The organism is Citrobacter sp. Cb041 (genome assembly GCF_030336655.1).
GTDB classification, from domain to species: Bacteria; Pseudomonadota; Gammaproteobacteria; order Enterobacterales; family Enterobacteriaceae; genus Citrobacter; species Citrobacter braakii.
Map to the genome: position 1 here is coordinate 90,601 of NZ_JAOWDD010000009.1, position 24,958 is coordinate 115,558.

Sequence of the window (24,958 nt, forward strand, 5' to 3'; positions counted from 1 at the left end):
TTTTTTTTAAGGAGAATAGTGATGAGCTTTATGTTGGCACTGCCAAAAATTAGCCTGCATGGCGCCGGCGCGATTGCCGATATGGTGAATCTCGTGGCGAATAAACAATGGGGCAAAGCGCTGATCGTCACCGATGGTCAACTGGTGAAGCTGGGCCTGCTGGATAGCCTGTTTGCCGCACTGGATGAACATCAAATGTCTTACCACCTGTTTGATGAGGTGTTCCCGAATCCGACAGAAGAGCTGGTACAGAAAGGTTTTACGGCATATCAGGGGGCAGAATGTGACTACATTATCGCCTTCGGCGGCGGCAGCCCGATCGATACCGCCAAAGCGGTGAAGATCCTGACCGCCAACCCAGGCCCTTCTACCGCTTACTCCGGCGTAGGCAAAGTGAAAAATGCGGGCGTGCCGCTGGTTGCCATCAATACCACTGCTGGTACAGCAGCAGAGATGACCAGCAACGCGGTCATTATCGACTCTGCCCGCAAGGTCAAAGAGGTGATCATCGACCCGAACATCATCCCGGATATCGCCGTGGATGACGCCAGCGTGATGCTGGAAATCCCAGCCTCCGTTACCGCCGCAACCGGCATGGACGCCCTGACTCACGCGGTGGAAGCCTATGTTTCCGTTGGCGCACATCCGCTCACCGACGCCAACGCGCTGGAAGCAATTCGCCTGATCAACCTGTGGCTGCCGAAAGCGGTCGACGATGGTCATAACCTCGAGGCCCGTGAGCAAATGGCGTTTGGTCAGTATCTGGCGGGTATGGCATTCAACAGTGCTGGTCTGGGTCTGGTGCATGCGCTGGCACACCAGCCAGGCGCGACCCATAATCTGCCGCACGGCGTCTGCAATGCCATCCTGCTGCCGATCATCGAAAACTTTAACCGCCCTAACGCCGTGGCGCGTTTTGCCCGAGTGGCGCAGGCGATGGGAGTGGACACCCGCGGGATGAGCGACGAAGCGGCAAGCATGGAGGCCATCACCGCGATTCGTGCCCTGAGCAAGCGTGTAGGTATTCCGGCTGGTTTTAGTTCCCTTGGCGTGACGAAAGAGGATATTGAAGGCTGGCTGGATAAAGCCCTCGCCGATCCATGTGCGCCGTGTAACCCACGCACCGCCAGCCGCGACGAGGTCCGCGAGCTGTATCTGGAGGCGTTATGATCCGCAAGGCCTTTGTGATGCAGGTGAATGCCGACGCGCACGTTGAGTATCAACGTCGGCACAATCCCATCTGGCCAGAACTGGAAGCGGTGCTGAAAGAGCACGGTGCCCATCACTACGCGATTTATCTCGATCAGGAACGCAACCTGCTGTTCGCCACCGTCGAGATTGAGTCAGAAGAGCGCTGGAACGCCGTTGCCAACACCGATGTTTGCCAGCGTTGGTGGAAACATATGCGTGACGTTATGCCCGCCAATCCGGACAACAGCCCGGTCAGCGCTGAGCTAAAAGAAGTGTTTTATCTGCCTTAACCGCTCTGTTTCCTCCCCTGACGGGGGAGGAAACTTTTTCTCCCGTCAGCAGCATTGCGTTCGTTTTATCATCCACGCCATTTCCCCACAACCCGGCACCTGCTCAGGCATACCGATGCTGAAAGTCTCCGGCGTCACCAAACTGGAAGATGGGACGGCATTTAACTACTCGTGTAGCTACAACCGCGCCGACAAGTTCAAAATCAAAAATAACTGGGTGGGGGAATAAAAGCCTGATGACCCGGCTCTAAGAAAAAAGCGCCTGAATCCAGGCGCCTGAGAACGGAAAATCAGAAGAAGTATTTGAAACGGAGACGCGCGCCGTAACGGTCGTCGTCGTCGGTATAATTCTCTGGATTGCTGTTATCGCTGTTAATCATCGAATAATAAGCGCCGAGATAAATATTAAAGTTCTGCATATCCATCACATTCGGAATTAAATAAGACGCGTGAATGGTATGAATATCGTAAGTGCCCTCATTGTAGAACCAGTCATTATCATCGTGATCGATCAGACCGTTAAATTCGTCGATCTTGTTATGAGCATAGATATAGCCCAGTTCAAAGCGCTTCCACAGAGCGTTGGCCGCCGCCGTAAAATCTTTTTCGTTATCCGCATCGAGATAAGCGGTGTTCAGGTTAAACACCAGGCCATTTTCCGGATCGGCTTTCAGACCGTTCCAGGTCATCGTCATACCGTAACCGGTACGATCGGACTGATCGACAAAGTTGCCCTGAGCATCGGTATATCCATAGGCGTTATTGATAACGTTCGATTCCATGGCCGCAGAAATCGTCAGCGCATCCACCGGTGTCCAGGCGACGACCGGGCGCAGATAAGCCACGTTTTTCTCCTGCGACATTTCACGACCATGATAGCTGCTATCCTGATAAAGCGAGGTACCATCTTCCAGCAGGGTATTTAACTCGAAATACCAGTTATCGAGCTGTTTGCTCATCAGGAAGCTGCCGCCGGAATCAGAACGGCCACGACCTTCTTTCATCATGTAGATGTAGCCGCTACCGTCATCATACAAATCGTTGGCGGTATGCCCTGAATGCTCAACAAAGGTATCCTGATTCAGCGGGAACATATCGTAAGCTTCGAAACGACCGACTTTTACTTTCCAGTCATTTTCCTGACCGAAGAAGAAAGCGGCGTCATCAAGATTGACCGAACCCGTCATGTCAGCCAGCGGTTGCGCTGAGAAACCGGCGAAATAGCCGTTATCCAGCTTACGCATACCGTCAAAGCCCAGCAGGATACGTCCGTTCAGATCCCAGCGTTCATTGGTTGGGTCGCCCACATTCGAATTGGTTGCCGCCAGCACGCCTTTGTTGCTTTCCGCATCCATGTTGAATTCCACGTCGCCGTAGATTTTCAGATCGCCATAGCCGGAGAGCACCAGGTTAGGGGTGGTGGCGTTCTTTTTGGTCTCTTGCGCAGGCGTAGTGCCGTTGACTGGCGTATTTCCCTGAGCAACTTTAATTTCCTGGATCTCCGCAGCCTGCTGTACCTGCAATTGCTGCACCTGATTTTCCGCTTTTGCCGCGCGGTTTTCCGCAGCTTCCAGCCGAGCCTCCAGTTGTTCGAGCCGCTGTTCCAGAGTCATTTTTTGCGTTTTAGCAAAGCCATTATTTGCCACTAATAATAGACCTATTGCTAAAGCTAACGTCGATTTCTTCATTATTTGCTTTCCTTGAAATAAAGATCGTCCAACGTCTTCCGGCCGGAAGACGCGCAACATGCAAATCCAAAAAATATTTTTATAGGTAATACGATACCGATGACTGAAATAAATTCAGAACATTAAAACGTGGCACCAGTGCAGGCTAATATTTATTATCATACTGATTTTATTATGTGTAACGTAGATATAATTAAGAATGTGAGGGATATAACAATAGTGCTGAAATTAACGAAAAATAATAAAAACAATTTTATATGAATAACAATAAAACATAATTAAAAATAATAAAGGCGCGAACGATAATCGCCGCACCTTTATTTAATAAGCGTTCAATTAACTCTGCTCAGAAACCAGAATCGCCTGAGTGTCAGGCTCCAGTGCTTTAAAGATATGCGCTTGATCGGCGGGGTAACAAATATAATCGCCCTCACCTAACTCCTCCGGCGCTTCCGTCAATCCCACCATCGCCTTACCCTGCGTTACGATAATATGTTCAACCGATCTCGGTGGATGCGGTTGTGAAATACGATCCGCGCCCGGCTGCGTCAGCAGCAGATAGATATCCCGCCGCGCACCCGGTGGGCAGGCGGCCAGTAAAATGGCCTGATAGTGGGCCTGCTCAGCCACGACTTTTGTCCCTTCGCCGCGGCGAATCACCTGCGTTTTTTGCTCCTGCGGTTCCAGCAGGCGCGCAAAGGGAATATCTAACGCCACACACAGCGACCAGAGCGTTTCCAGGCTAGGATTTCCATTGCCCGCTTCCAATTGCGAGAGTGTCGATTTTGCAATCCCCGCGCGACGGGCAATCTCCGCCAGCGACAAACCGGTGCGCTGACGTTCACGCACCAGACTTTTCGCGATCATACTGATGGGCTGGGTCATTCACGACTCCATGTTTTTTATATCGAACGAATTGTTCGACTTGTAAAGCCAATTAGTCACGTTCATTATAATGGAAACTCGTTCGATATGGCTAAAACGGTATGAAACATTATTTTTCCAGTCTCAAAGGCGACACGATAAAAGCAATATTTTTAGTCTGTCTGGCCGTCGGTGTAGTCGGCATGTCATACGGCTCGCTGGCGATGGCCTACGGCTTCCCGCTGTGGGTACCGTTTGTACTCTCTATTACTGTGCTGGCGGGCGCGTCCGAGTTTATGTTTATCGGCATTATCGCCAGCGGTGGTAATCCACTGGCGGCTGCGGCTGCCGGTTTACTGGTTAACGCCCGACACGTGCCGTTCGGCGTCACCGTGCGCGATCTGGTAGGCACCCGGGCTGCCAGTTTCCTCGGCTGTCATATTATGAACGACGAAAGCGTGGTCTTTGGCCTGTCGCAAAAAACGCCTGAGCAACGTAAAGCCGCCTACTGGCTGTGCGGTCTGGGCGTCGCAATTTTCTGGCCTGTTGGCACCCTGATCGGCGCAGGCGTCGGCAAACTGCTCCCTGCCCCGGAAACCATCGGTCTGGATGCCGTCTTCCCTGCCATTCTGCTGGCTCTGGTCGTCCCGGCATTCAAAAACCGCACTACGCTGATTCGTGCCTGTAGCGGCGCCACGTTGTCGCTTGCCGCCATTCCCTTTGCGCCGGTCGGTTTACCGGTTTTGCTCTCACTCTTTGGCTTACTGACGAGGAAAAAATAATGGGCAACATGACGCTGTTTATCGTCGGTATCGCCATGTTATCTGTGGGAACGTATTTAATGCGTTTAGGGGGAGCTAAGCTTGGAAGCCGTTTAGCGTTCTCAGAACGCTCGCAGGCGCTGCTTTCCGACGCCGCAACGGTATTACTGTTCTCCGTTGCGCTGGCGACCACCTTTTACGAGGGCGAACACTTTGCCGGAATGGCGCGCGTACTCGGCGTGGCTTTTGCGGTATTTCTCGCCTGGCGTAAGATGCCGCTGATCGTGGTGATCGTTGCCGCTGCGGTGGTAACCGCGCTGTTACGAATGGTGGGTATACACTAAGAATATAATTACCCTGGCGAAATATTCATCAGGGTAATCACCTGTAGCGTTATGTGTTTTACCCCACAAAACCAGGCGCTAACTCTGCCTCAAATTGTCACTTCCCGCTGACATATTGCTGCTCATCTCTTCACCATCTCACCGTTAAAATCAAATCAAACAGTTTTTAACGGAGTCCCACCATGACAGCCCTTACAGCTAACTGCATTGACCTGAATATTCAGGGGAATAGCGTTTATGCCATCCTCAAGCAACTGGCGAATATGGCGCTTCAAAATGGCTACGTCTCTGACCGCAGTGCCTTCCTGCAAACGCTGCTGATACGCGAAAAGCTGCATTCCACCGGCTTTGGTTCGGGCATTGCCGTCCCACACGGTAAAAGCGCCTGTATCACACGCCCCTTCGTCTTGTTCGCGCGCAAATCAAAAAAAGTGGACTGGAAAGCCAGCGACGGCGAGGACGTTAACTGCTGGATCTGCCTCGGCGTGCCACAAACGGGCGAGGACGATCAGGTCAAAATTATCGGCACCCTGTGCCGCAAAATTATCCATCAAGATTTCATCAACCAACTGAAGCAAGGCGACACCAACCAGGTGCTCGCCCTGCTCAATCAGACCTTAACCTCATAAGGAAGCGGCTATGGAGTCATCCTTGCGTTTAGTGGCGATTACCAACTGTCCGGCGGGTATCGCCCACACTTATATGGTGGCAGAAGCGCTGGAGCAAAAAGCGCGCTCGCTCGGCCATACGATTAAAGTCGAAACCCAGGGCTCAAGCGGCGTCGAAAACCGACTGACCAGTGAAGAAATTGCCGCTGCCGATTACGTTATTCTGGCTACAGGTCGCGGCCTGAGCGGTGAAGACCGGGCGCGTTTCGCCGGGAAAAAAGTCTATGAAATAGCCATTTCCCAGGCGCTGAAAAATATCGACCTGATTTTTACGCAGTTACCGACTCATTCACAACTTTTTGCCACTGATAGCAGCGTGAAGCTGGGAAAACAGGAGGTCCAGCACGGTAGCGTGATGAGCCACCTGATGGCTGGCGTTTCCGCCGCGCTGCCGTTTGTTATTGGCGGCGGTATTCTGGTTGCCATCGCTAATATGCTGGTGCAGTTCGGTTTGCCCTATGCCGATATGTCGAAAGGTGCGCCGTCGTTCACCTGGGTTGTTGAATCCATCGGCTATCTGGGCTTCACCTTTATGATCCCCATTATGGGGGCATACATCGCGTGGTCGATTGCCGATAAGCCCGCTTTTGCCCCGGCGTTTCTGGTGTGTTACCTGGCGAACGATAAAGGTCTTCTCGGCACCCAGTCCGGCGCGGGGTTTCTCGGCGCGGTCGTACTCGGGCTGGCAATTGGCTACTTTGTGCTTTGGTTTCGCAAGGTTCGGCTCGGCAAAGCGTTGCAGCCGCTGCTCGGCTCCATGCTGATCCCGTTTGTCACTTTGCTGGTATTTGGCGTGCTGACCTATTACGTCATCGGCCCGGTGATGTCCGACATCATGGGGGGGCTGCTGCACTTCCTGAACACCATTCCGCCATCAATGAAAATGGGCGCAGCCTTCCTCGTTGGCGCAATGCTGGCATTTGATATGGGCGGGCCAATCAATAAAACGGCCTGGTTCTTCTGCTTCTCACTGCTGGAAAAACATATCTATGACTGGTACGCCATCGTCGGCGTGGTGGCGCTGATGCCGCCCGTCGCGGCAGGTATCGCTACCTATTTAGCGCCGAAACTGTTTACCCAGCAGGAGAAGGCCGCCGCCAGCAGTGCGATTGTAGTGGGTGCCACCGTCGCCACCGAACCGGCAATCCCCTATGCGCTGGCCGCGCCGCTGCCGATGATTACCGCCAATACGCTCTCCGGTGGTATTACCGGCATGCTGGTCATCGCCTTTGGAATCAAACGTCTCGCGCCGGGTTTAGGTATCTTTGATCCGCTGATTGGCCTGATGTCTCCGGTGGGGTCATTTTACCTGGTGCTGGCTATCGGTCTGGCGCTGAACATTTCGTTAATTATCATCCTGAAAGGATTGTGGCTGAAACGTAAAGCCGCGCAGCAGGAGCTTGCCCATGAACATTGAGTTACTTCAGCAGTTATGCGAAGCCAGCGCCGTCAGCGGTGATGAGCAGGAAGTTCGCACTCTTCTCATTAATGCGCTGGATTCCAGCGTCGATGAAATCACTTTTGACGGCCTCGGCAGCTTTGTCGCACGCAAGGGCAACCGTGGGCCGAAGGTTGCCATCGTCGGTCACATGGATGAAGTGGGCTTTATGGTCACGCATATCGACGAAAGCGGCTTTTTGCGCTTCACCACCATTGGCGGTTGGTGGAGCCAGTCGATGCTGAACCACCGGGTCGCCATCCGCACCCGCAAGGGCGTCAAAATCCCTGGCATAATCGGCTCCGTGGCACCGCACGCCTTAACGGAAAAGCAGAAACAGCAACCTCTGACATTTGACGAAATGTTCATCGATATTGGTGCCAACAGCCGCGAAGAAGTAGAAAACCGCGGAATTGCGATCGGTGACTTCGTTAGCCCGGAAGCCAATTTCGCTCGCTGGGGCGAAGATAAGATCGTCGGCAAAGCGCTGGATAATCGCGTCGGCTGCGCCCTGATGGCCGAGCTTTTACAAACCGTGGATAACCCTGAAATTACCCTGTACGGCGTGGGCAGCGTGGAAGAAGAAGTGGGTCTACGCGGGGCGCAAACCTCAGCGGAGCATATCAAGCCCGATGTGGTGATCGTGCTGGATACTGCGGTTGCGGGCGATGTGCCCGGAATCGACAGCATTAAATACCCACTCAAGCTTGGCGAGGGCCCAGGGCTGATGCTGTTCGATAAGCGCTATTTCCCTAATCAGCAGTTGGTTGCCACATTAAAAGCGTGTGCAGAAAACAGCGGTGCGTCATTGCAGTTTTGCACCATGAAAACCGGGGCGACGGACGGTGGACGCTATAACGTTATGGGCGGCGGTCGTCCGGTGGCGGCGCTATGCCTGCCGACGCGCTATCTCCACGCCAACAGCGGCATGATTTCTGCATCGGATTACGACGCGCTGTTTAGGCTGGTGCGCGAACTGCTCACCTCGCTGTCGACCGAAAAGGTCCGCGCGCTTACTGACTTTCGCCGGGAGAGTTAATGCTTTCGGAACGCCAGTTAAAATTGGTGGATCTTCTTGAACAGCAGCCGTGTTTGCTGGGCGACCTGGCGCGGCAAACTGGCGTTTCAGGCAGAACCATCCTGCGCGATATTGACTACCTCAATTTTACCCTCAGCGGTAAGGCCCGCATTCAGCCCGGTGGCAGTGCGGGCTATCAGTTGGAAATTGTCGACAGACGCGGTTATTTTCAGCTTCTGCAACGCCATGATAATGATGACCGGTTGCTGGCCTTTCTTCTGCTCAATACCTTTACACCGCGTGTACAGCTGGCTTCGGCGCTCAATTTACCTGAAACCTGGGTGGCCGATCGTCTCCCACGGTTGAAGCAGCGCTATGAGCGGGCCTTTTGTCTTGCCAGCCGCCCGGGCGTCGGTCATTTCATTGATGAACCAGAAGAAAAGCGCATTATCCTGTTGGCGAATCTGCTTAAAAAAGATCCCCTCTTAATTCCACTGCCGGGTATTACCCGGGACAATATCGACAGGCTCAATGCAGCATGTGAAAAACTTAATGAATTCCCGCTCATCTCGGGAGAGTACCTGGCAAGTCTGGTGCTGGCCGTCTATGCCCTGCGTAACCAGCTCTCCGGGTCATGGCCGGAGTGTCGGTATGTATCACTGAAAAACGCGGTGGAACAAGGAGGAGTCTACCTGGGCGAGAACGCCTTCAGAACATTGATCGGCCTTCTGGAAATCAGACAACGGCAGGCAATGACAATCTCTGCCGATGCGGTGACCTTGTTGTTAAAAAGCGTTCCCGGCATCGCTGCGTTGAACGTTATCGATACCCAACTGGTTGATAATATTACCGGCCACCTGCTGAGATGCGTCTCTGCCCCGGTTTGGGTACCAGAACATCGCCAGAGCAGTATGCACAACCTGAAGTCGACCTGGCCTGCCGCCTTCGATTTGAGTCTGCGTTTTATTGCCCTGTTGCGTGAAAAACTGGATATCCCACTGTTCGATAGCGACCTCATCGGGCTTTACTTCGCCTGCGCCCTGGAGCGCCATCAAAACGAGCGCCAGCCGGTCATTTTGTTATCCGACCAGAATGCTATCGCCACCATCAACCAACAGGCTATTGAGCGAGATGTTCTGAATTGTCGGGTGATCATTGCGCGAAATACGAGTGAAGTCAGCGCCATCAGTGAAGAAATCACCCCACTGTTAATCATCAACAATAGTCACTATTTACTTGATGAATATATAAAAAATACCTTAACCATCAAGAACATCATCACCGCTGCGGGTACCGAGCAGATTAAACACTTCCTCGCGACGGCCTTTATCCGCCAGCAGCCCGAACGTTTCTTTTTACAGCCGGGCAGCTTCCATTACGCCAATATGAAGGCCGAAAGCTGGCAGAGTATCATCGGCCGGATCTGCGGCCAGCTTGTGGCACAGAGCCATATCACCGAGGACGAATCGCTGCGCATTTGCGCCCGGGAGCATGAAGGTGAAAACCTGATCGTGAATCGCCTGGCGATTCCTCATTGCTGGAGCGAACAGGAGCGTCGCTTTCGTGGTTTCTTTATTACCCTCGCACACCCTATTCTGGTGAATAACGAACCGGTCAGCCATGTCCTGATCGCCTGTGCCGCCGCCGAGGCGCGGCATGAGCTAAAAATCTTCAGTTATTTATCCAGCGTGCTGAGCAGCCATCCGGCAGAAACTATTGCGGGATTGAAAGACTATAACGCGTTTATCGAATTGCTCAGGCAATAAAGCTCCGCCGATTTGTTTTCCACCACAGAAAAAGTGTGGCGATCTCTATCACATTCTAATCAAAACGTAGTTTCATTTTTATTCCATGCCGTGGAAAGTATCCAGTGTCTAATAAAAACAGTGGTGTCTAGTGTCGAAATAAAATCGACGCTATTTTCTACTCTATGCGGGACATTGAAAAATGGCGCTGTCGGCGAAAGAAAAGTTATTCCATAAAATACTCACTCATTATGCAGAGAAACCTGCGGGCTTCACAGCCCAGGACTGTGCAGACTTCATGCAGGTTAATCGCAGCGTCATCAGTCATTATCTCAACAGACTGTGCGATGACGGCCATCTGAGTAAAGAAAATACCCGTCCGGTGCGCTTCTTTGTGCAGACAAATGGTGTGAAAAATGTGCAGGCGTCTCGCGTAGTGTCGAAAAAATACGATGCATTTCGGCAGTTGATCGGCGCACAGGGAAGCCTGGCGGAGGCAATCGCGCTTTGCCGCTCGGCGGTAGATTATCCCGGCGACGGTCTGCCTGTCCTGCTCTCCGGAGAAAGTGGAGTCGGTAAGAGCCATCTGGCGGCGCTGATTTATCAATATGCCATCGAGCGCGGCGTGATCACGGCTGATAAGCCATTTGTTGAACTGAATTGTGCCGACTACGCTAACAACCCGGAGCTGCTTTCGGCAACGCTGTTTGGCTATACCCGCGGCGCGTTCACCGGAGCCGACCGCGAAAAGCGTGGAGCCTTTGATGATGCGGATGGCGGATTTCTGTTCCTTGATGAGGTCCATCGGCTGTCGGCGGAAAACCAGGAAAAACTGTTTCTGTTTATGGACAAAGGATATTTCTACCGTCTTGGCGATAATCGCACGCACCATCCGGCGTCGCTACGCTTTATCTTTGCCACCACGGAGAATATCGACACCGTCCTGCTCAACACCTTTCGTCGTCGAATTCCGGTGCGCGTGACGCTGCCCAATTATATTTCTCGCCCACTCACCGAGCGCGTCGCTCAGGTCAGTCATTTTTTGCATCAGGAGGCGCTCAGCTTGCGTCGGGATATTCATCTTGATAGCCAGCTCATGCATCAGTTGGTGACTTCGCCAGTCCGCGGCAATATCGGCGAGTTAAAAAATCAAATCAAAGTGATGTGCGCCAGCGCCTGGAGCGACAATCACGAGACCGACGTTATTACGCTACGCGGCCCATCGTTCAACGGCGAAATAATCAGAATTACCACTCATCTTCATGATGAGGCGCTGGATCCCAGTCAGCTGTTGCCTAAAGCGATGCACGATGAGGTTATTTTTCGTGACTTTTGCCATAGCGGTAACGTGCTATTACTGAATCGCAAAATGGAACAGCACCTGACCACGGTCAGCGGCGCGGTTACCGCCGAGTCGCTGTACAGTGGATACATCTGGCAGAACACCATCCATGCGTTAAACGAGCTGGAAAGCCTGACCGGCATCAGCTGTAGCCAAGAAATTCGCAAAGCGATATGGCTTTGCGTCATCTATGCGCTACATGCCCCTCAGGAAACGGTCAATGTAACTGAGCTACAAACGATTTCCGACTACGTCTCCGACAAAGCGCGTCTGCTGGCGGAAGAGTGCCTCTCCTTGCTGAGCAAGCACATCATTCACCAGCCGCATCCTCTCTTACTGCCGCTGTTAAGCTGTGCTTTTCATAACCTCGCCGGTGAAGACGACCCGATTCAGGGCATTATCGTTTCGCACGGACGCGCGACCGCGTCTAGCATTGGCAGTATCGCCAATCAACTGACCGGCGGGTACTACTTTAAAGCCTTCGATATGGCTAACGCGACTTCCACCAGGGATATCATCGACCTGCTGATCTCCCACGTCTCGCGCCTCAAACAAGGGGGCGGTCTGATTATCCTGGTGGATATGGGGTCACTAAAAGAGATCTACGAAGAGATCAAGCTCCACCTGCATGGCGAACTGTTGGTTATCAATAACGTCAGCACAGCTATGGCGCTGGATATTGCGGCCAAAATTCAGGATAAGCTGTCAATGGAGGCGATTATTGAGAGCGCCAAAGGAGCGTATGAGGTTGAAACCCGATACTACGCAGGAATCTTGCCGGGGAATAAAATCATTATCTCTTGCATTTCCGGGGAAGGGATATCCCGCAAACTCAAAGATATCGTCCAGCGGTATCTGGCGCAGGAGGAGATCGACATCATTACGATGGAGTATGACGATCTGAAATGGAAAATCGCCCATGCCGACCCGGCGCTGAACGGCACGCGGCTGATCATCACCACCACCGATCTGGAAGCAGGCTATATTCCGCTGTTAAGCGTAGAGCAGTTGATCAAAGAAAAAACACTGGTGCTAAAACGCGATTACTTCAACGGGCTGCTGATGGAAGGCGGTCTGGAACCCATGATTGATGAAGTGGTGAAGCTGTTCACCGTCGAAGGCGTCGCCAGCCGTCTCAACTTTCTCAATCCGGTGGTCATTATTGATGAAGTTGAAGCAGTTATTAAGCAGTATGAATCTTTCTACAAAATACATTTTGAAAGCTACCTGCGTATCAATTTGTTTATGCATATCGCGCTGATGATTGAACGGGTGATGGTCAACAACAGCGTGCGCCACCGCGAAGAGGCAGAACTAACACTGGCTCAACAGGCTTTTGTCGCCGTACATGACACCTTCTTCCAGGTGCTGAACCGTAAATACAATATCACCCTGCCACTCACCGAAGTGCTGATGATCTATGAAATCATGGAGCCGTGGATCGCGGCCGAATAGCTCAACTAACCGCTCTGCCAGTGCAAGCTGGCAGACGGTTCGACACTCCCCTTACCGCCGCTTTCAACACTATGAATACGTGCAGACACTGCTATATTCCCTCTATAAATCATTAGGTTAAAAACATGGCACGGCAGTTGCAATATCCTCAACTGATACCGAAAAACGAAGGAATACGCAATGCGAGAGATGTACATCGCGACCCACGGACATTACGCAGAAGGGATTATCTCGGCGCTGAATCTGCTGGTTGGCGACGATCACGGCGTGACGCCCATCTGCGCCTACTGCGGAGAGATCGGCTCCACGGCAGAGTTGGCGGTACGCTTCGACGCTATCGCACAGCAGGCGGCTAGTCGGGGAAAAGAGCTGGTGCTGTTTACCGATATGCCGGGCGGTAGCGTCAATAACACCGCTGTACAGATGTTGGTGAAATATCCGCATGCCCACGTGATCAGCGGCGCCAATTTGATCATGCTGATGGAATTCTGCCTCTCCGAACATACGGATACCCCATCACGCCTTAAGGACGCCATCACCGCCGCCAGCGGCGCGATGCAGTACATGAATGAGCAGCCGGAAATTATCGCCGCTCGCCAGGCCGCACAACCTGCCGTTGAGGATGATATCGACGACTTTTTTGCCACGGAGACACAGCCATGATCGTTGCGCTGGAAACGCTCGACCGCCGCTATCTTGCGCTACAGCCGGGCTTAGACTCGCGCTGGCTGAGTGAAGCACTCCGTGAAGTGCTCGCCAGCGTTGACGCCATGCTGCCGCGTTTTACCGCCACTTTTCCCGCAGCCAGCGCAACGGATGGCCGCTACCCGGCGGTAGAGAAGGTCGACTGGACCGAAGGATTCTGGACCGGAATGCTGTGGCTGGCCTGGGAAGTGACCGGCGATGATAAATACCGCACAGTGGCGGAAGGCCTGCTCGACAGTTTTGAAGAGCGTCTTGATAAACAGATTAAAGTCGATACCCATGACCTGGGCTTCCTCTATCTGCTCTCCTGCGTCAACGCCTGGAAACTCACCGGTAACCTTCGCGCCCGCGACCTGGCGTTGCGTGCAGCTGAACTACTGTACCGCCGCTTTAACGCCACGGCAGGCGTCATTCAGGCCTGGGGCGATCTCAACGACCCGACGCGCCAGGGGCGCATGATCATTGACTGCAATCTCAACGTGCCGCTGCTGTTCTGGGCCGCCGATGAGACAGGCAACGCAGCGTGGCGGGAAGCCGCGACGCGTCACCTGGCGCAGGCCGCGCGTTATCTGGTCCGCGAGGATGCTTCCAGCTTCCACACCTTCTACATGGATGTGCACAGTGGCCAGCCGCTACTCGGCGATACCCATCAGGGCTTTAGCGACAGCTCGTGCTGGGCGCGCGGCCAGGCGTGGGGAATTTACGGTTTTGCGTTGGGCTTCCGCCATACCGGCGATGTCACTCAGCCGGAGCTGGCGCGTAAGCTGGCGCACTATTTTCTCAACCGTCTGCCAGAGGATTTCGTCTGCTACTGGGACCTGATTTTCACGCCGCAGGATAACGCGCCACGAGATACTTCCGCCGCTGCCGTCGCCGCCTGCGGCCTGACGGAGCTGCTCACGCTGCTGCCGTTAACCGACCCACTGCGCTCTGCTTACGGCAACGCTATCGAACTGATGATGCGCAATTTACGCGAGCGCTATTTTGCCCATACGCAGGACGGCCTGCTGCGTGAAGGCGTTTATAACTTTGGCCGCAACATGGGTATTAACGAACCTAACCTCTGGGGCGATTATTTCTATTTCGAAGCCCTGGTTCGACTTTCCCGCATCTGGACCCCCTACTTTTGCTAACTGGAGCTACACATGATTTCTTTAGTACGAATTGACGATCGCCTGATCCACGGCCAGGTTGCCGTGGTCTGGACCAAGCATCTGGGCGTGAACCGTATTCTGGTCGCCAACGATCAGATCGTGAATAACGAAGTGCAGAAGATGTCGCTGCGCATGGCGGCCCCTGATACCGCGAAGTGCGCCATTATGGCGGTTAAAGACGCAGGCGATATCCTCAATGACCCGCGCTCCGAGGCCATGAAAATTATGGTGATCGTCAATAATGCCGCCGACGCGCGTCGTATGGTTGAACAGGTTGAAGGCATTAAAACGCTGAATGTCGCTAACTTCGGGCGCATTACCGACAATCTGGCAGCGAAAAAACGCATTAGCGACACCGTATACGTCACTCCTGAAGATATTGCTGATTTTCATGCCATTGCCGCGCGCGGCGTGAAGGTGGAATACCAGGTCCTGCCATCTCATTCGGTAAAAAACCTGATTGAGATGCTGGATAACGCTGCTAGCTAAGCGAGGTCGCTATGTTAACGTCTGCATTACTTGTCGCGCTGGTGATGTATATCGCCAAATTCGCCGACCACACTTTGGGCCAACCACTGATTGAACGGCCACTTATCTGCGGTGCAATGGTCGGCTTCGTGCTGGGTGATTTCCAGCAGGGCATTATTATCGGCGCCACGCTGGAGCTAATTTTTCTCGGCACCATCACCATCGGCGGCTCGGTACCAGCCGACCTGGCGGTGGGCTCGGTGCTGGCTACTGCGTTTACCATACTTACCCGCGCGGAGCCTGCGGTGGCTGTCGCGCTCGCGCTGCCCATCAGCCTGCTGGCGGTATTCGTCTACCAAGTGCTGAAGCTGGTTTATACCGCCCTGGTAGAGCAGTACGACGCCTTGCTTGAAGAAGGACGCGACCGCGCCGCGCTCGGTATCACGCTCGGGATGACAATGTTCTACGGTGTGCCGTTCGCCGTCCTGGCGTTCTTCGGCATTCTCTTCGGCACCGACGTTATTCGTAGTCTGGTCGAGAGCATTCCGGATACGGTCATGCGCGGCATGACTGCCGTCGGCGGTATTCTTCCTGCGCTGGGCTTCGCCATCCTGCTTAAAGCCTTATGGAACCGGAACATTGCTGCCTTCTTCTTTATCGGCTTCGCCATGGCGGCTTATCTGCAACTGCCGATTATGGGTATCGCGATTATCGCCGCGTCCGTAGCCGTTTATCTCTGCTTCAACGAATTCAATCAGCTTAAAGCCAATAAACAGGCGGCAACTGCAGCTCCGGCATCGGTTGACGATAAGGATGGGTTCTTCAATGACTGATATCCAACACAGCGCTCTCAACGCACATGATGACAGCAAAGGCGAGAAAAAGATGTTCCGCCAACTGTTCCTCCGCCAGTTTCAGCTGCTCGGCTCCATGAACTTCACCCGCATGGAGGGGCTGAGCTACGGCTGGATTCTGGCACCGTTACTTAAAAAGATTTATACAGGCAACCCGCACGGCTATATTGAGTCACTGAAGCGCAACAGCCAGTTCTTCAATACCAACCAGCATTTAGCTCCCTTCATTATGGGCCTGACGCTGTCGATGGAAAAAGAGAATGCCGCCAACCCGAATTTTGATACCTCCAGTATTAATGGTATTAAAGTCGCGCTGATGGGGCCGTTCGCAGGCGTTGGCGATTCATTCTTCTATGGTGTGCTGCGCATTATCGCTACCGGGATTGCTATCGGCCTTGCATCACAAGGGAACCCTCTGGGGCCGCTGCTGTTCCTGCTGATTTACAACATTCCGAGCTACCTGCTGCGCTACTATGGCGGCGTTATGGGCTACCGGCTAGGTTCGAAGTACATCGCCGAAGCGACGCAGTCGGGTCTACTAAGCTGTATTACCAAAGCCTCGGCAATGATGGGCCTGATGATGGTGGGTGCGATGAGCGCCAGCATGGTGAAGTTTACTACCACCTTTAAAACCACTATCGCCGGACAGCCGTTCGTATTGCAGGAGATCCTCGACAAAATTTGCGTTGGATTGATTCCTCTGCTTTTAGTTTTGGGGTGCCTGAAGCTACTGAATAAAAAGGTCAGCCCGAACAAAGTGCTTATTATGCTGATTGTTTTTGGCTTTGCGTCAGCGGGCGTGGGAATTATTTAAACTTTCATCCGGCTCCCTTTTACTAAAGGGAGCCCTTTCGCATTCTCTATGAGAATGTTCACCTTAATTTATTTACCTCCACCACAGAACCTGTTCATATTAAGAAAACCTTTTACTCCCCCAATGAATAAATTTATAAAAAATCGATTGGTCTTTATTTCTCTCGACGCAAGTGGATGAAAAAGCCATTATCGCCATTAGTGTCGATCTCACTTTTCAACAAAAACCATAAACAATTGTAATTTATAGCTTTTAATTACTGGCACGGGATTTGCAATTAATTTCTGTCTTTTATTTTTTCACAGAAAAAATGGCATTAAATATTCAACAAATTCTACAGGAATAAAAATGAAAAAATTACACACGCTTGTGATCGGCATACCGCTATCCTGCTTTGCACTGAATGCATTTTCCGCAGCCACCTGGGTTGATAACCGCTACGCACACACTACGGCCTCTGAGAAAAATCAGTATAAAATTGGTCTTGGCCATATATTTGATAACGGCGCAGGAGTCCTTGCTTCCGCCATGTATGACCTCGGACAAGACTTTAATCAAATGAAAAGCTCTTTTCAGGAGTTTGAAGGTTGGTACCCTATTCCGCTTAATGAAAAATGGACGCTGACGCCTGGCGGATTAACTGATATTGATAGTAACGGGACGAAACTGGCACCTTATATCAGCCTCGATTATAAAATCAGTAAGACATTAAGTTTTAGCGGCCGCTACCGCTACAATCATATGACCCATAAAGAACGCGATTACAACGGTTATATGGATTATAACGACAGCCATCAGTTCGACCTGTACCTTAATTATCAGGCAACGGAGAAACTGTGGCTCCAGTTCAACCCGGAATTCTTTGTGAACACCAACGACTTTAATGCCTCTAACGGGCAGAAAACTCACTGGGAACCAAGTATTGTGGCGCGTTACCGCGTCGATAAACACTGGCTTCCTTATGCTGAAATTGCCTGGCTGGATCAAGACCAGAATCATGACGATCAGGTGCGATTTCGCTTGGGAATTCGTTATTACTTCGATTAAACACAACAAGAACAGAGCGTAATAACAAACCTGTTTTAGCTATTGTGCTACATTTTGCCGGGCGACTAATGCTTCGTCCGGCCACAACACTCACAATATCAAAAAATTACACATGGTTTGTCGGCCTGTAAAAGACACAAAAAAAGCGCCTCAAGGGCGCTCTTTCGACAGTACTGAGGTATCTTATTTCAGCAGTTCAGCGGTCATGTGCACGCGGTTGCCGGTGTATGCCTGAGTGATTTTATAATCGCTGGCACCTGCACGTTCAGCCTGAGCGGCAATTTTTGCTTCAGCGCTTTCCAGTGTAGAACCGGTTGCGGTAACTGTCTGAGCAGCGAAAGAACCGAAAGAAGTAGCCAGAGCGATAACTGCGACAAAAGTTTTGATGCTTTTCATGATGTAAACCCTTTAACTTAGTTGTTTGATTAAGGCACCGTGCCTTGATGTGATAAATAATAGCCATCTCATCGCACAACTAAAAGCGGAAGGATTTGCCAGTCTTATTCAAATTAATTGAACACTGGTTACTCAGTTATCAGACGCTCGGGATGTGTATAAATCGTCGCCCGGCCCGGTTTGCAAAAACCCACCAGCGTCAGGTTACAGCGTTCGGCAACTTCCACAGCGAGCGTTGTCGCCGCAGAAACAGCAAACAGGATTTCCACGCCGCACATTGCCGACTTCTGCACCATCTCGTAGCTGGCGCGGCTGGAGACTAATACCGCGCCCTGCTGCCAGGTTTCCCCTTCGATCGCACGTCGTCCCAGCAGTTTATCCAGCGCAACATGACGTCCAACATCTTCATGCCCGCCCGCCAGATGACCTGACGGCTGTACCCAGGCAGCCGCGTGCGTGCAGCCTGTCAGTTGCCCAACAGGCTGGAAATCAGGGAGATGCCTTAAGGCGTTATCGAGATGCGCCAGATTGAATGTCTGGGTAAACGGCAGCGGCTGGACCGGTTTGCCAATATCATTAAGTTGTTCCACGCCACAAACACCGCAGCCAGTCCGACCGGCCAGTGCGCGACGACGCTCTTTCAGCCCCATAAAGCGCCGGCTGGACAGCTCAACCTGCACTTCTAATCCGTTGCAGGAAGGCACCACGTCCATCCCGTAAATATCTTGCGAGGACTCAATAATGCCTTCAGAAAGTGAAAAACCCATCGCAAAGTGCTCAAGATCTTTCGGTGATGCCATCATCACCACGTGTGAGATCCCGTTGTATACCAGCGCCACAGGCACTTCTTCAGCTACCTCATCTGGCTGAGGATGTTGCAAGTCCTCGCGCTTCCAGAGGGTCAACTGACGAGATCCTGTCGGAGATGTCACATTCTTGATGTTTTCTTGAATAATCTTATTCACTTTCTTTTAACCGTATTGGAACACGCATACCAACATTGTGGTATTCTTTACAAATCCCTCCTGGACGGAGGGAAATTCACCCAATTCTGGACCTTTGCGGTCCCGTCCGCAAAGAAAAATAACAACCACTTCCCTCGCGTTCGCGTTATAGGAAAACGAAGGGAACGTGACAATGTCGAAACAAGGAGCGAACCATGCAGGTCAGCAGAAGGCAGTTCTTTAAGATCTGCGCTGGCGGTATGGCAGGCACCACGGCAGCGGCACTGGGCTTTGCACCCGGCGTAGCGCTAGCGGAAACACGGCAATATAAATTGCTGCGCACCCGCGAAACCCGTAACACCTGCACTTACTGTTCCGTTGGCTGTGGACTGTTAATGTACAGTCTCGGTGACGGAGCAAAAAACGCCAAAGCATCCATCTTCCATATCGAAGGGGACCCGGATCACCCGGTGAACCGTGGCGCACTGTGCCCGAAAGGGGCAGGACTTGTGGACTTCATCCACTCTGAAAGCCGCCTGAAATTCCCGGAATACCGCGCACCTGGCTCTGATAAGTGGCAACAGATTAGCTGGGATGAGGCATTTGACCGCATCGCTAAGCTGATGAAAGAAGACCGCGACGCTAACTACGTTGCACAAAACGCCGAAGGCGTAACCGTTAACCGCTGGCTTTCCACCGGGATGCTGTGTGCTTCCGCTTCCAGTAACGAAACCGGCTATTTAACACAAAAATTCTCCCGCGCGCTTGGTATGCTCGCGGTCGACAACCAGGCACGCGTCTGACACGGACCAACGGTAGCAAGTCTTGCTCCAACATTTGGTCGCGGTGCGATGACCAACCACTGGGTCGACATTAAAAACGCCAACCTCGTTGTGGTGATGGGCGGTAACGCCGCTGAAGCTCACCCGGTCGGGTTCCGCTGGGCGATGGAAGCCAAAATTCACAACGGCGCGAAGCTGATTGTTATCGATCCGCGCTTTACGCGAACCGCGGCGGTGGCTGATTTCTATGCTCCGATTCGTTCCGGTACTGACATTGCTTTCCTGTCAGGCGTTTTGCTGTACCTGCTGAACAACGAAAAATTCAACCGCGAATACACTGAAGCCTATACCAACGCCAGCCTGATCGTGCGTGAGGATTACGGTTTCGAAGATGGCCTGTTTACCGGCTACGACGCGGACAAACGCAAGTATGACAAAACCAGTTGGAACTACGAACTGGATGAAAAAGGCTTCGCCAAACGCGATGTCACCCTGCAACACCCGCGCTGCGTATGGAACCTGCTGAAACAGCACGTCTCCCGCTACACGCCGGACGTCGTAGAAAATATCTGCGGTACGCCAAAGGCCGACTTCCTGAAGGTCTGTGAGTACATCGCAGAAACAAGCCGCCCAGATAAAACCGCGTCGTTCCTGTACGCACTGGGCTGGACGCAACACTCCGTTGGTGCGCAGAACATCCGTACCATGGCGATGATCCAGTTGCTGCTGGGTAATATGGGGATGGCAGGCGGCGGCGTTAACGCCCTGCGCGGACACTCTAACATTCAGGGTCTGACCGACTTAGGTCTGCTGTCACAAAGCCTGCCGGGCTATATGACGCTGCCAAGCGAGAAGCAAACTGACCTGCAAACTTACCTTGCCGCCAACACGCCAAAACCGTTGCTGGAAGGCCAGGTGAACTACTGGGGCAACTACCCGAAATTCTTCGTTTCGATGATGAAAGCCTTCTTTGGCGATAAAGCGACAGCGGAAAACAGCTGGGGCTTCGACTGGCTGCCGAAGTGGGATAAAGGGTACGACGTCCTGCAGTACTTCGAGATGATGAACCAGGGCAAAGTGAATGGCTATATCTGCCAGGGCTTTAACCCGGTCGCATCATTCCCGAATAAAAACAAGGTGGTGGCTTCGCTATCCAAACTGAAGTTCCTGGTCACCATCGACCCGCTCAACACAGAGACCTCCACCTTCTGGCAGAACCACGGTGAGTCGAACGATGTTGACCCGTCGAAAATCCAGACCGAAGTATTCCGTCTGCCGTCCACCTGCTTCGCCGAAGAGAACGGTTCTATCGTCAACTCCGGTCGCTGGCTGCAGTGGCACTGGAAAGGTGCGGATGCCCCGGGGATTGCCGTTACCGATGGTGAAATCCTCGCCGGTATCTTCCTGCGTCTGCGCAAGATGTATGCCGAACAGGGTGGCGCGAACCCGGAACAGGTACTGAGCATGACCTGGAACTACTCCACCCCACACGAACCGGCTTCGGAAGAAGTGGCGATGGAGAGCAACGGTAAAGCCCTGGCCGACATTACCGACCCGGCCACCGGTGCCGTTATCGTCAAGAAAGGCCAACAGCTTAGCTCGTTCGCCCAACTGCGTGACGACGGTACCACCTCCAGCGGCTGCTGGATTTTTGCCGGTAGCTGGACGCCGGAAGGCAACCAAATGGCACGTCGCGATAACGCCGATCCGTCAGGCCTTGGCAATACGCTGGGCTGGGCATGGGCGTGGCCGCTCAACCGCCGCATTCTGTATAACCGCGCCTCCGCTGACCCGCAGGGGAATCCGTGGGATCCAAAACGTCAGATCCTGAAATGGGACGGGGCGAAATGGAGCGGGATGGATATTCCAGACTACAGTGCCGCCGCGCCGGGCAGCAACGTTGGGCCGTTCATCATGCAGCCGGAAGGGATGGGACGCCTGTTTGCTATCGATAAGATGGCAGAAGGTCCGTTCCCGGAACACTACGAGCCGTTTGAAACGCCGCTGGGGACTAACCCGCTGCACCCGAACGTTATCTCTAACCCTGCCGCACGTATCTTTAAAGGTGACGCGGAAGCACTGGGTAAAGCGGATAAGTTCCCGTACGTCGGTACGACCTACCGTCTGACCGAGCACTTCCACTACTGGACTAAGCATGCGCTGCTTAACGCTATCGCCCAGCCGGAGCAGTTTGTGGAAATTGGCGAGAAGCTGGCGAATAAGCTCGGTATCTCTCATGGCGATACCGTCAAAGTCTCCTCTAACCGTGGCTACATTAAAGCCAAAGCGGTAGTGACCAAACGTATTCGCACGTTGAAGGCCAACGGTCAGGATATCGACACTATCGGAATCCCGATTCACTGGGGCTACGAAGGTGTGGCGAAAAAAGGCTTTATCGCTAACACGTTAACGCCATTCGTCGGTGATGCGAACACGCAGACGCCGGAATTTAAGTCCTTCCTCGTGAACGTGGAAAAGGTGTAACGGAGACGACCTATGGCTTATCAATCGCAAGACATCATTCGTCGTTCCGCCACTAACGGTTTCACCCCCGCGCCTCAGGCGCGGGACCATCAGGAAGAGGTGGCGAAGCTTATCGACGTCACCACCTGTATCGGCTGTAAAGCGTGTCAGGTGGCGTGTTCAGAATGGAACGACATCCGTGATGAAGTGGGCAACAACGTTGGGGTGTACGACAACCCGGCTGATTTGACCGCTAAATCCTGGACGGTAATGCGCTTCTCGGAAGTGGAACAAAACGACAAACTGGAGTGGCTAATCCGCAAGGATGGCTGTATGCACTGCGCCGATCCGGGCTGCCTGAAGGCGTGTCCGGCCGAAGGAGCAATCATTCAGTATGCCAACGGTATCGTCGACTTCCAGTCCGAGCAGTGCATCGGCTGTGGCTACTGTATCGCGGGCTGCCCGTTCGACGTGCCGCGCCTCAACCCGGAAGACAACCGCGTTTACAAATGTACGCTGTGCGTTGACCGTGTAGTGGTCGGACAAGAACCAGCCTGCGTGAAAACGTGTCCAACCGGCGCTATTCATTTCGGCACCAAAGAGTCGATGAAAACGCTGGCCGGTGAGCGCGTGGCGGAGCTGAAAACGCGTGGTTACGAAAACGCGGGTCTGTACGATCCGGCAGGCGTTGGCGGTACGCACGTGATGTACGTATTGCACCATGCGGACAAGCCGAATCTGTACCACGGTCTGCCGGAGAACCCGGAAATCAGCGCCACCGTGAAGTTCTGGAAAGGCATCTGGAAACCTCTCGCAGCCGTCGGCTTTGCAGCGACATTTGCGGCCAGTATCTTCCACTACGTCGGCGTAGGCCCGAACCGTGCGGAAGAGGAAGAAGACAATCTGCATGAAGAAAAAGACGAGGTGCGCAAATGAAACGACGTGACACCATCGTGCGCTACACGGCGCCGGAACGCATCAACCACTGGATCACCGCCTTCTGTTTCATTCTGGCGGCAGTGAGCGGGATGGGTTTTCTCTTCCCGTCTTTTAACTGGCTGATGCACATCATGGGCACGCCGCAACTGGCGCGAATTGTGCACCCGTTTGTCGGCGTGATCATGTTTGCCTCGTTTATCATCATGTTTTTCCGTTACTGGCACCACAATCTAATCAATCGGGATGATATCTTTTGGGCGAAGAATATTCGTAAGATTGTCGTCAACGAGGAAGTAGGTGACACGGGACGTTATAACTTCGGCCAGAAATGCGTATTCTGGGCGGCGATTATCTTCCTGGTCCTGTTGCTGGTGAGCGGAGTGGTCATCTGGCGTCCGTATTTTGCGCCTGCTTTCTCAATCCCGGTGATCCGATTCGCGTTAATGCTGCATTCATTTGCCGCAGTAGCGTTAATTGTGGTTATCATGGTGCACATTTACGCCGCCCTTTGGGTGAAAGGCACCATTACCGCGATGGTGGAAGGATGGGTTACCAGCTCATGGGCGAAGAAACATCACCCGCGCTGGTACCGTGAAGTCCGCCAGAAACAGGAAAAGTCATCTGAATGAGTATTCGCATAATCCCGCAAGATGAGCTGGAGAAGAGCGAGAAACGCACGGCGGATATGATTCCGCCGTTATTATTCCCCAGACTCAAAAATTTGTATAACCGCCGCGCTGAACGTCTGCGCGAGCTGGCCGAGAACAACCCGCTGGGTGATTACCTGCGTTTTGCCGCGCTGATCGCTCACGCGCAGGAAGTGGTGTTGTACGACCATCCGCTGCAGATGGATCTGACCGCTCGCATCAAAGAAGCGAACGATCAGGGCAAACCGCCACTGGATATCCACGTTCTGCCACGCGACAAGCACTGGCAAAAACTGCTGCAATCGCTAATTGCTGAGCTGAAGCCGGAAATGAGCGGCCCTGCGCTGGCCGTGATCGAGAATCTGGAAAAAGCCTCGGAGCAGGAGCTGGAACTGATGGCCAGCGCGCTGTTTGCCTCCGATTTCGCCTCCGTCAGCAGCGACAAAGCACCGTTCATTTGGGCTGCCCTGTCGCTCTACTGGGCGCAGATGGCGAGCCTGATCCCCGGCAAAGCCCGTGCGGAATACGGCGAACAGCGTCAGTACTGCCCGGTGTGTGGTTCAATGCCGGTCTCCAGCATGGTGCAAATCGGTACCACTCAGGGGCTGCGCTATTTGCACTGCAACCTGTGCGAAACCGAGTGGCACGTGGTGCGCGTGAAGTGCAGCAACTGCGAGCAGAGCCGTGATTTGAACTACTGGTCGCTGGATAACGAACAGGCGGCAATTAAAGCTGAAAGCTGCGGCGATTGCGGGACTTACCTGAAGATTCTCTATCAGGAAAAAGACCCAAAAGTCGAGGCCGTAGCCGACGATCTCGCTTCACTGATGCTGGACGCACACATGGAGCAAGAGGGCTTTGCCCGCAGCTCCATCAACCCGTTCCTGTTCCCGGGTGAAGGGGAGTAAGTTCTTCGCACTACCGGGCGGCGCAGGTCGCCC

23 protein-coding genes are annotated in these 24,958 nt (G+C 53.1%); 19 read left to right on the forward strand and 4 right to left on the reverse strand.

Features of this window, described 5'->3' with window-relative positions:
• Positions 1-21 precede the first annotated feature (21 nt).
• Together fucO and rhaM are read left to right on the forward strand one after the other, a co-directional pair.
• Positions 22-1,170 (forward strand): lactaldehyde reductase, encoded by a 1,149-nt coding sequence (fucO, locus tag OGV52_RS00430; protein ID WP_016155196.1) that lies wholly within the window; start codon positions 22-24, stop codon positions 1,168-1,170.
• On the forward strand, positions 1,167-1,481 hold the full coding sequence (gene rhaM, locus OGV52_RS00435) for an L-rhamnose mutarotase (protein WP_103767188.1): 315 nt from the start codon (positions 1,167-1,169) through the stop codon (positions 1,479-1,481). The genes fucO and rhaM overlap by 4 nt, the downstream gene beginning before the upstream one ends.
• 290 nt (positions 1,482-1,771) lie before the next feature.
• Here rhaM and OGV52_RS00440 read toward each other — a convergent pair whose 3' ends face one another.
• Positions 1,772-3,169 carry a carbohydrate porin gene (locus OGV52_RS00440; protein ID WP_287107930.1) on the reverse strand — a complete coding sequence of 466 codons (1,398 nt, stop codon included), beginning with the start codon at positions 3,167-3,169 and terminating at the stop codon, positions 1,772-1,774.
• 336 nt (positions 3,170-3,505) lie between these two features.
• On the reverse strand, positions 3,506-4,054 hold the full coding sequence (locus OGV52_RS00445; protein ID WP_287107931.1) for a helix-turn-helix domain-containing protein: 549 nt from the start codon (positions 4,052-4,054) through the stop codon (positions 3,506-3,508).
• A 101-nt stretch (positions 4,055-4,155) separates the two neighbouring features.
• Here OGV52_RS00445 and OGV52_RS00450 point away from each other — a divergent pair, with 101 nt between their 5' ends.
• From OGV52_RS00450 to OGV52_RS00510, 13 genes are all read left to right on the forward strand, one after another.
• On the forward strand, positions 4,156-4,815 hold the full coding sequence (locus tag OGV52_RS00450; protein WP_016155191.1) for an AzlC family ABC transporter permease: 660 nt from the start codon (positions 4,156-4,158) through the stop codon (positions 4,813-4,815).
• Entirely contained in the window at positions 4,815-5,138 is a 324-nt protein-coding gene (locus OGV52_RS00455) for an AzlD domain-containing protein (RefSeq protein WP_016157884.1), read from the forward strand. The genes OGV52_RS00450 and OGV52_RS00455 overlap by 1 nt, the downstream gene beginning before the upstream one ends.
• A gap of 182 nt (positions 5,139-5,320) precedes the next feature.
• Complete coding sequence (locus OGV52_RS00460; RefSeq protein WP_047497522.1) at positions 5,321-5,767, forward strand: PTS fructose transporter subunit IIA; 447 nt, start codon at positions 5,321-5,323, stop codon at positions 5,765-5,767.
• Between the two features lie 10 nt (positions 5,768-5,777).
• Positions 5,778-7,223: a PTS fructose-like transporter subunit IIBC gene (locus tag OGV52_RS00465; protein ID WP_047357775.1), complete on the forward strand. Its 1,446-nt coding sequence runs from the start codon at positions 5,778-5,780 to the stop codon at positions 7,221-7,223.
• The gene (locus tag OGV52_RS00470) at positions 7,213-8,283 is read left to right on the forward strand and encodes an aminopeptidase (protein WP_200052253.1); all 1,071 of its coding nucleotides are present in this window, start codon (positions 7,213-7,215) and stop codon (positions 8,281-8,283) included. The genes OGV52_RS00465 and OGV52_RS00470 overlap by 11 nt, the downstream gene beginning before the upstream one ends.
• Entirely contained in the window at positions 8,283-10,028 is a 1,746-nt protein-coding gene (locus OGV52_RS00475) for a putative frv operon regulatory protein (protein WP_287107932.1), read from the forward strand. The genes OGV52_RS00470 and OGV52_RS00475 overlap by 1 nt, the downstream gene beginning before the upstream one ends.
• A 181-nt stretch (positions 10,029-10,209) precedes the next feature.
• Entirely contained in the window at positions 10,210-12,804 is a 2,595-nt protein-coding gene (locus OGV52_RS00480; RefSeq protein WP_103767191.1) for a sigma 54-interacting transcriptional regulator, read from the forward strand.
• A 180-nt stretch (positions 12,805-12,984) separates the two neighbouring features.
• Entirely contained in the window at positions 12,985-13,467 is a 483-nt protein-coding gene (locus OGV52_RS00485; protein WP_103767192.1) for a PTS sugar transporter subunit IIA, read from the forward strand.
• The gene (locus tag OGV52_RS00490; protein ID WP_103767193.1) at positions 13,464-14,642 is read left to right on the forward strand and encodes a glycoside hydrolase family 88 protein; all 1,179 of its coding nucleotides are present in this window, start codon (positions 13,464-13,466) and stop codon (positions 14,640-14,642) included. The genes OGV52_RS00485 and OGV52_RS00490 overlap by 4 nt, the downstream gene beginning before the upstream one ends.
• 12 nt (positions 14,643-14,654) lie before the next feature.
• Complete coding sequence (locus OGV52_RS00495) at positions 14,655-15,152, forward strand: PTS sugar transporter subunit IIB (RefSeq protein WP_103767194.1); 498 nt, start codon at positions 14,655-14,657, stop codon at positions 15,150-15,152.
• A gap of 11 nt (positions 15,153-15,163) precedes the next feature.
• Entirely contained in the window at positions 15,164-15,964 is an 801-nt protein-coding gene (locus OGV52_RS00500; protein ID WP_103767195.1) for a PTS mannose/fructose/sorbose/N-acetylgalactosamine transporter subunit IIC, read from the forward strand.
• Positions 15,957-16,799, forward strand: a complete 843-nt coding sequence (locus OGV52_RS00505) for a PTS system mannose/fructose/sorbose family transporter subunit IID (protein ID WP_103767196.1) — start codon at positions 15,957-15,959, stop codon at positions 16,797-16,799. The genes OGV52_RS00500 and OGV52_RS00505 overlap by 8 nt, the downstream gene beginning before the upstream one ends.
• A 348-nt stretch (positions 16,800-17,147) precedes the next feature.
• Complete coding sequence (locus OGV52_RS00510; RefSeq protein ID WP_103767197.1) at positions 17,148-17,846, forward strand: oligogalacturonate-specific porin KdgM family protein; 699 nt, start codon at positions 17,148-17,150, stop codon at positions 17,844-17,846.
• A 183-nt stretch (positions 17,847-18,029) separates the two neighbouring features.
• Here OGV52_RS00510 and OGV52_RS00515 read toward each other — a convergent pair whose 3' ends face one another.
• Together OGV52_RS00515 and fdhD are read right to left on the reverse strand one after the other, a co-directional pair.
• Entirely contained in the window at positions 18,030-18,242 is a 213-nt protein-coding gene (locus tag OGV52_RS00515) for a YdgH/BhsA/McbA family protein (protein WP_003825262.1), read from the reverse strand.
• 128 nt (positions 18,243-18,370) lie between these two features.
• Positions 18,371-19,207, reverse strand: coding sequence for a formate dehydrogenase accessory sulfurtransferase FdhD (fdhD, locus tag OGV52_RS00520; RefSeq protein ID WP_049040549.1), 837 nt, complete (start codon positions 19,205-19,207; stop codon positions 18,371-18,373).
• A gap of 194 nt (positions 19,208-19,401) precedes the next feature.
• Between fdhD and fdnG the strand changes: the two genes are divergently transcribed.
• The 4 genes from fdnG to fdhE are packed head-to-tail and all read left to right on the forward strand — an operon-like array spanning position 19,402 to position 24,925.
• The gene (gene fdnG, locus OGV52_RS00525) at positions 19,402-22,452 is read left to right on the forward strand and encodes a formate dehydrogenase-N subunit alpha (protein WP_087121869.1); all 3,051 of its coding nucleotides are present in this window, start codon (positions 19,402-19,404) and stop codon (positions 22,450-22,452) included.
• Positions 22,453-22,464: 12 nt separating this feature from the next.
• Positions 22,465-23,367, forward strand: a complete 903-nt coding sequence (fdoH, locus tag OGV52_RS00530; protein WP_003028691.1) for a formate dehydrogenase O subunit beta — start codon at positions 22,465-22,467, stop codon at positions 23,365-23,367.
• Complete coding sequence (gene fdoI / locus OGV52_RS00535) at positions 23,364-23,999, forward strand: formate dehydrogenase cytochrome b556 subunit (RefSeq protein ID WP_003028686.1); 636 nt, start codon at positions 23,364-23,366, stop codon at positions 23,997-23,999. Before fdoH ends, fdoI begins: the two co-directional genes overlap by 4 nt.
• The gene (gene fdhE / locus OGV52_RS00540; protein ID WP_003028685.1) at positions 23,996-24,925 is read left to right on the forward strand and encodes a formate dehydrogenase accessory protein FdhE; all 930 of its coding nucleotides are present in this window, start codon (positions 23,996-23,998) and stop codon (positions 24,923-24,925) included. The genes fdoI and fdhE overlap by 4 nt, the downstream gene beginning before the upstream one ends.
• Positions 24,926-24,958: the final 33 nt, after the last annotated feature.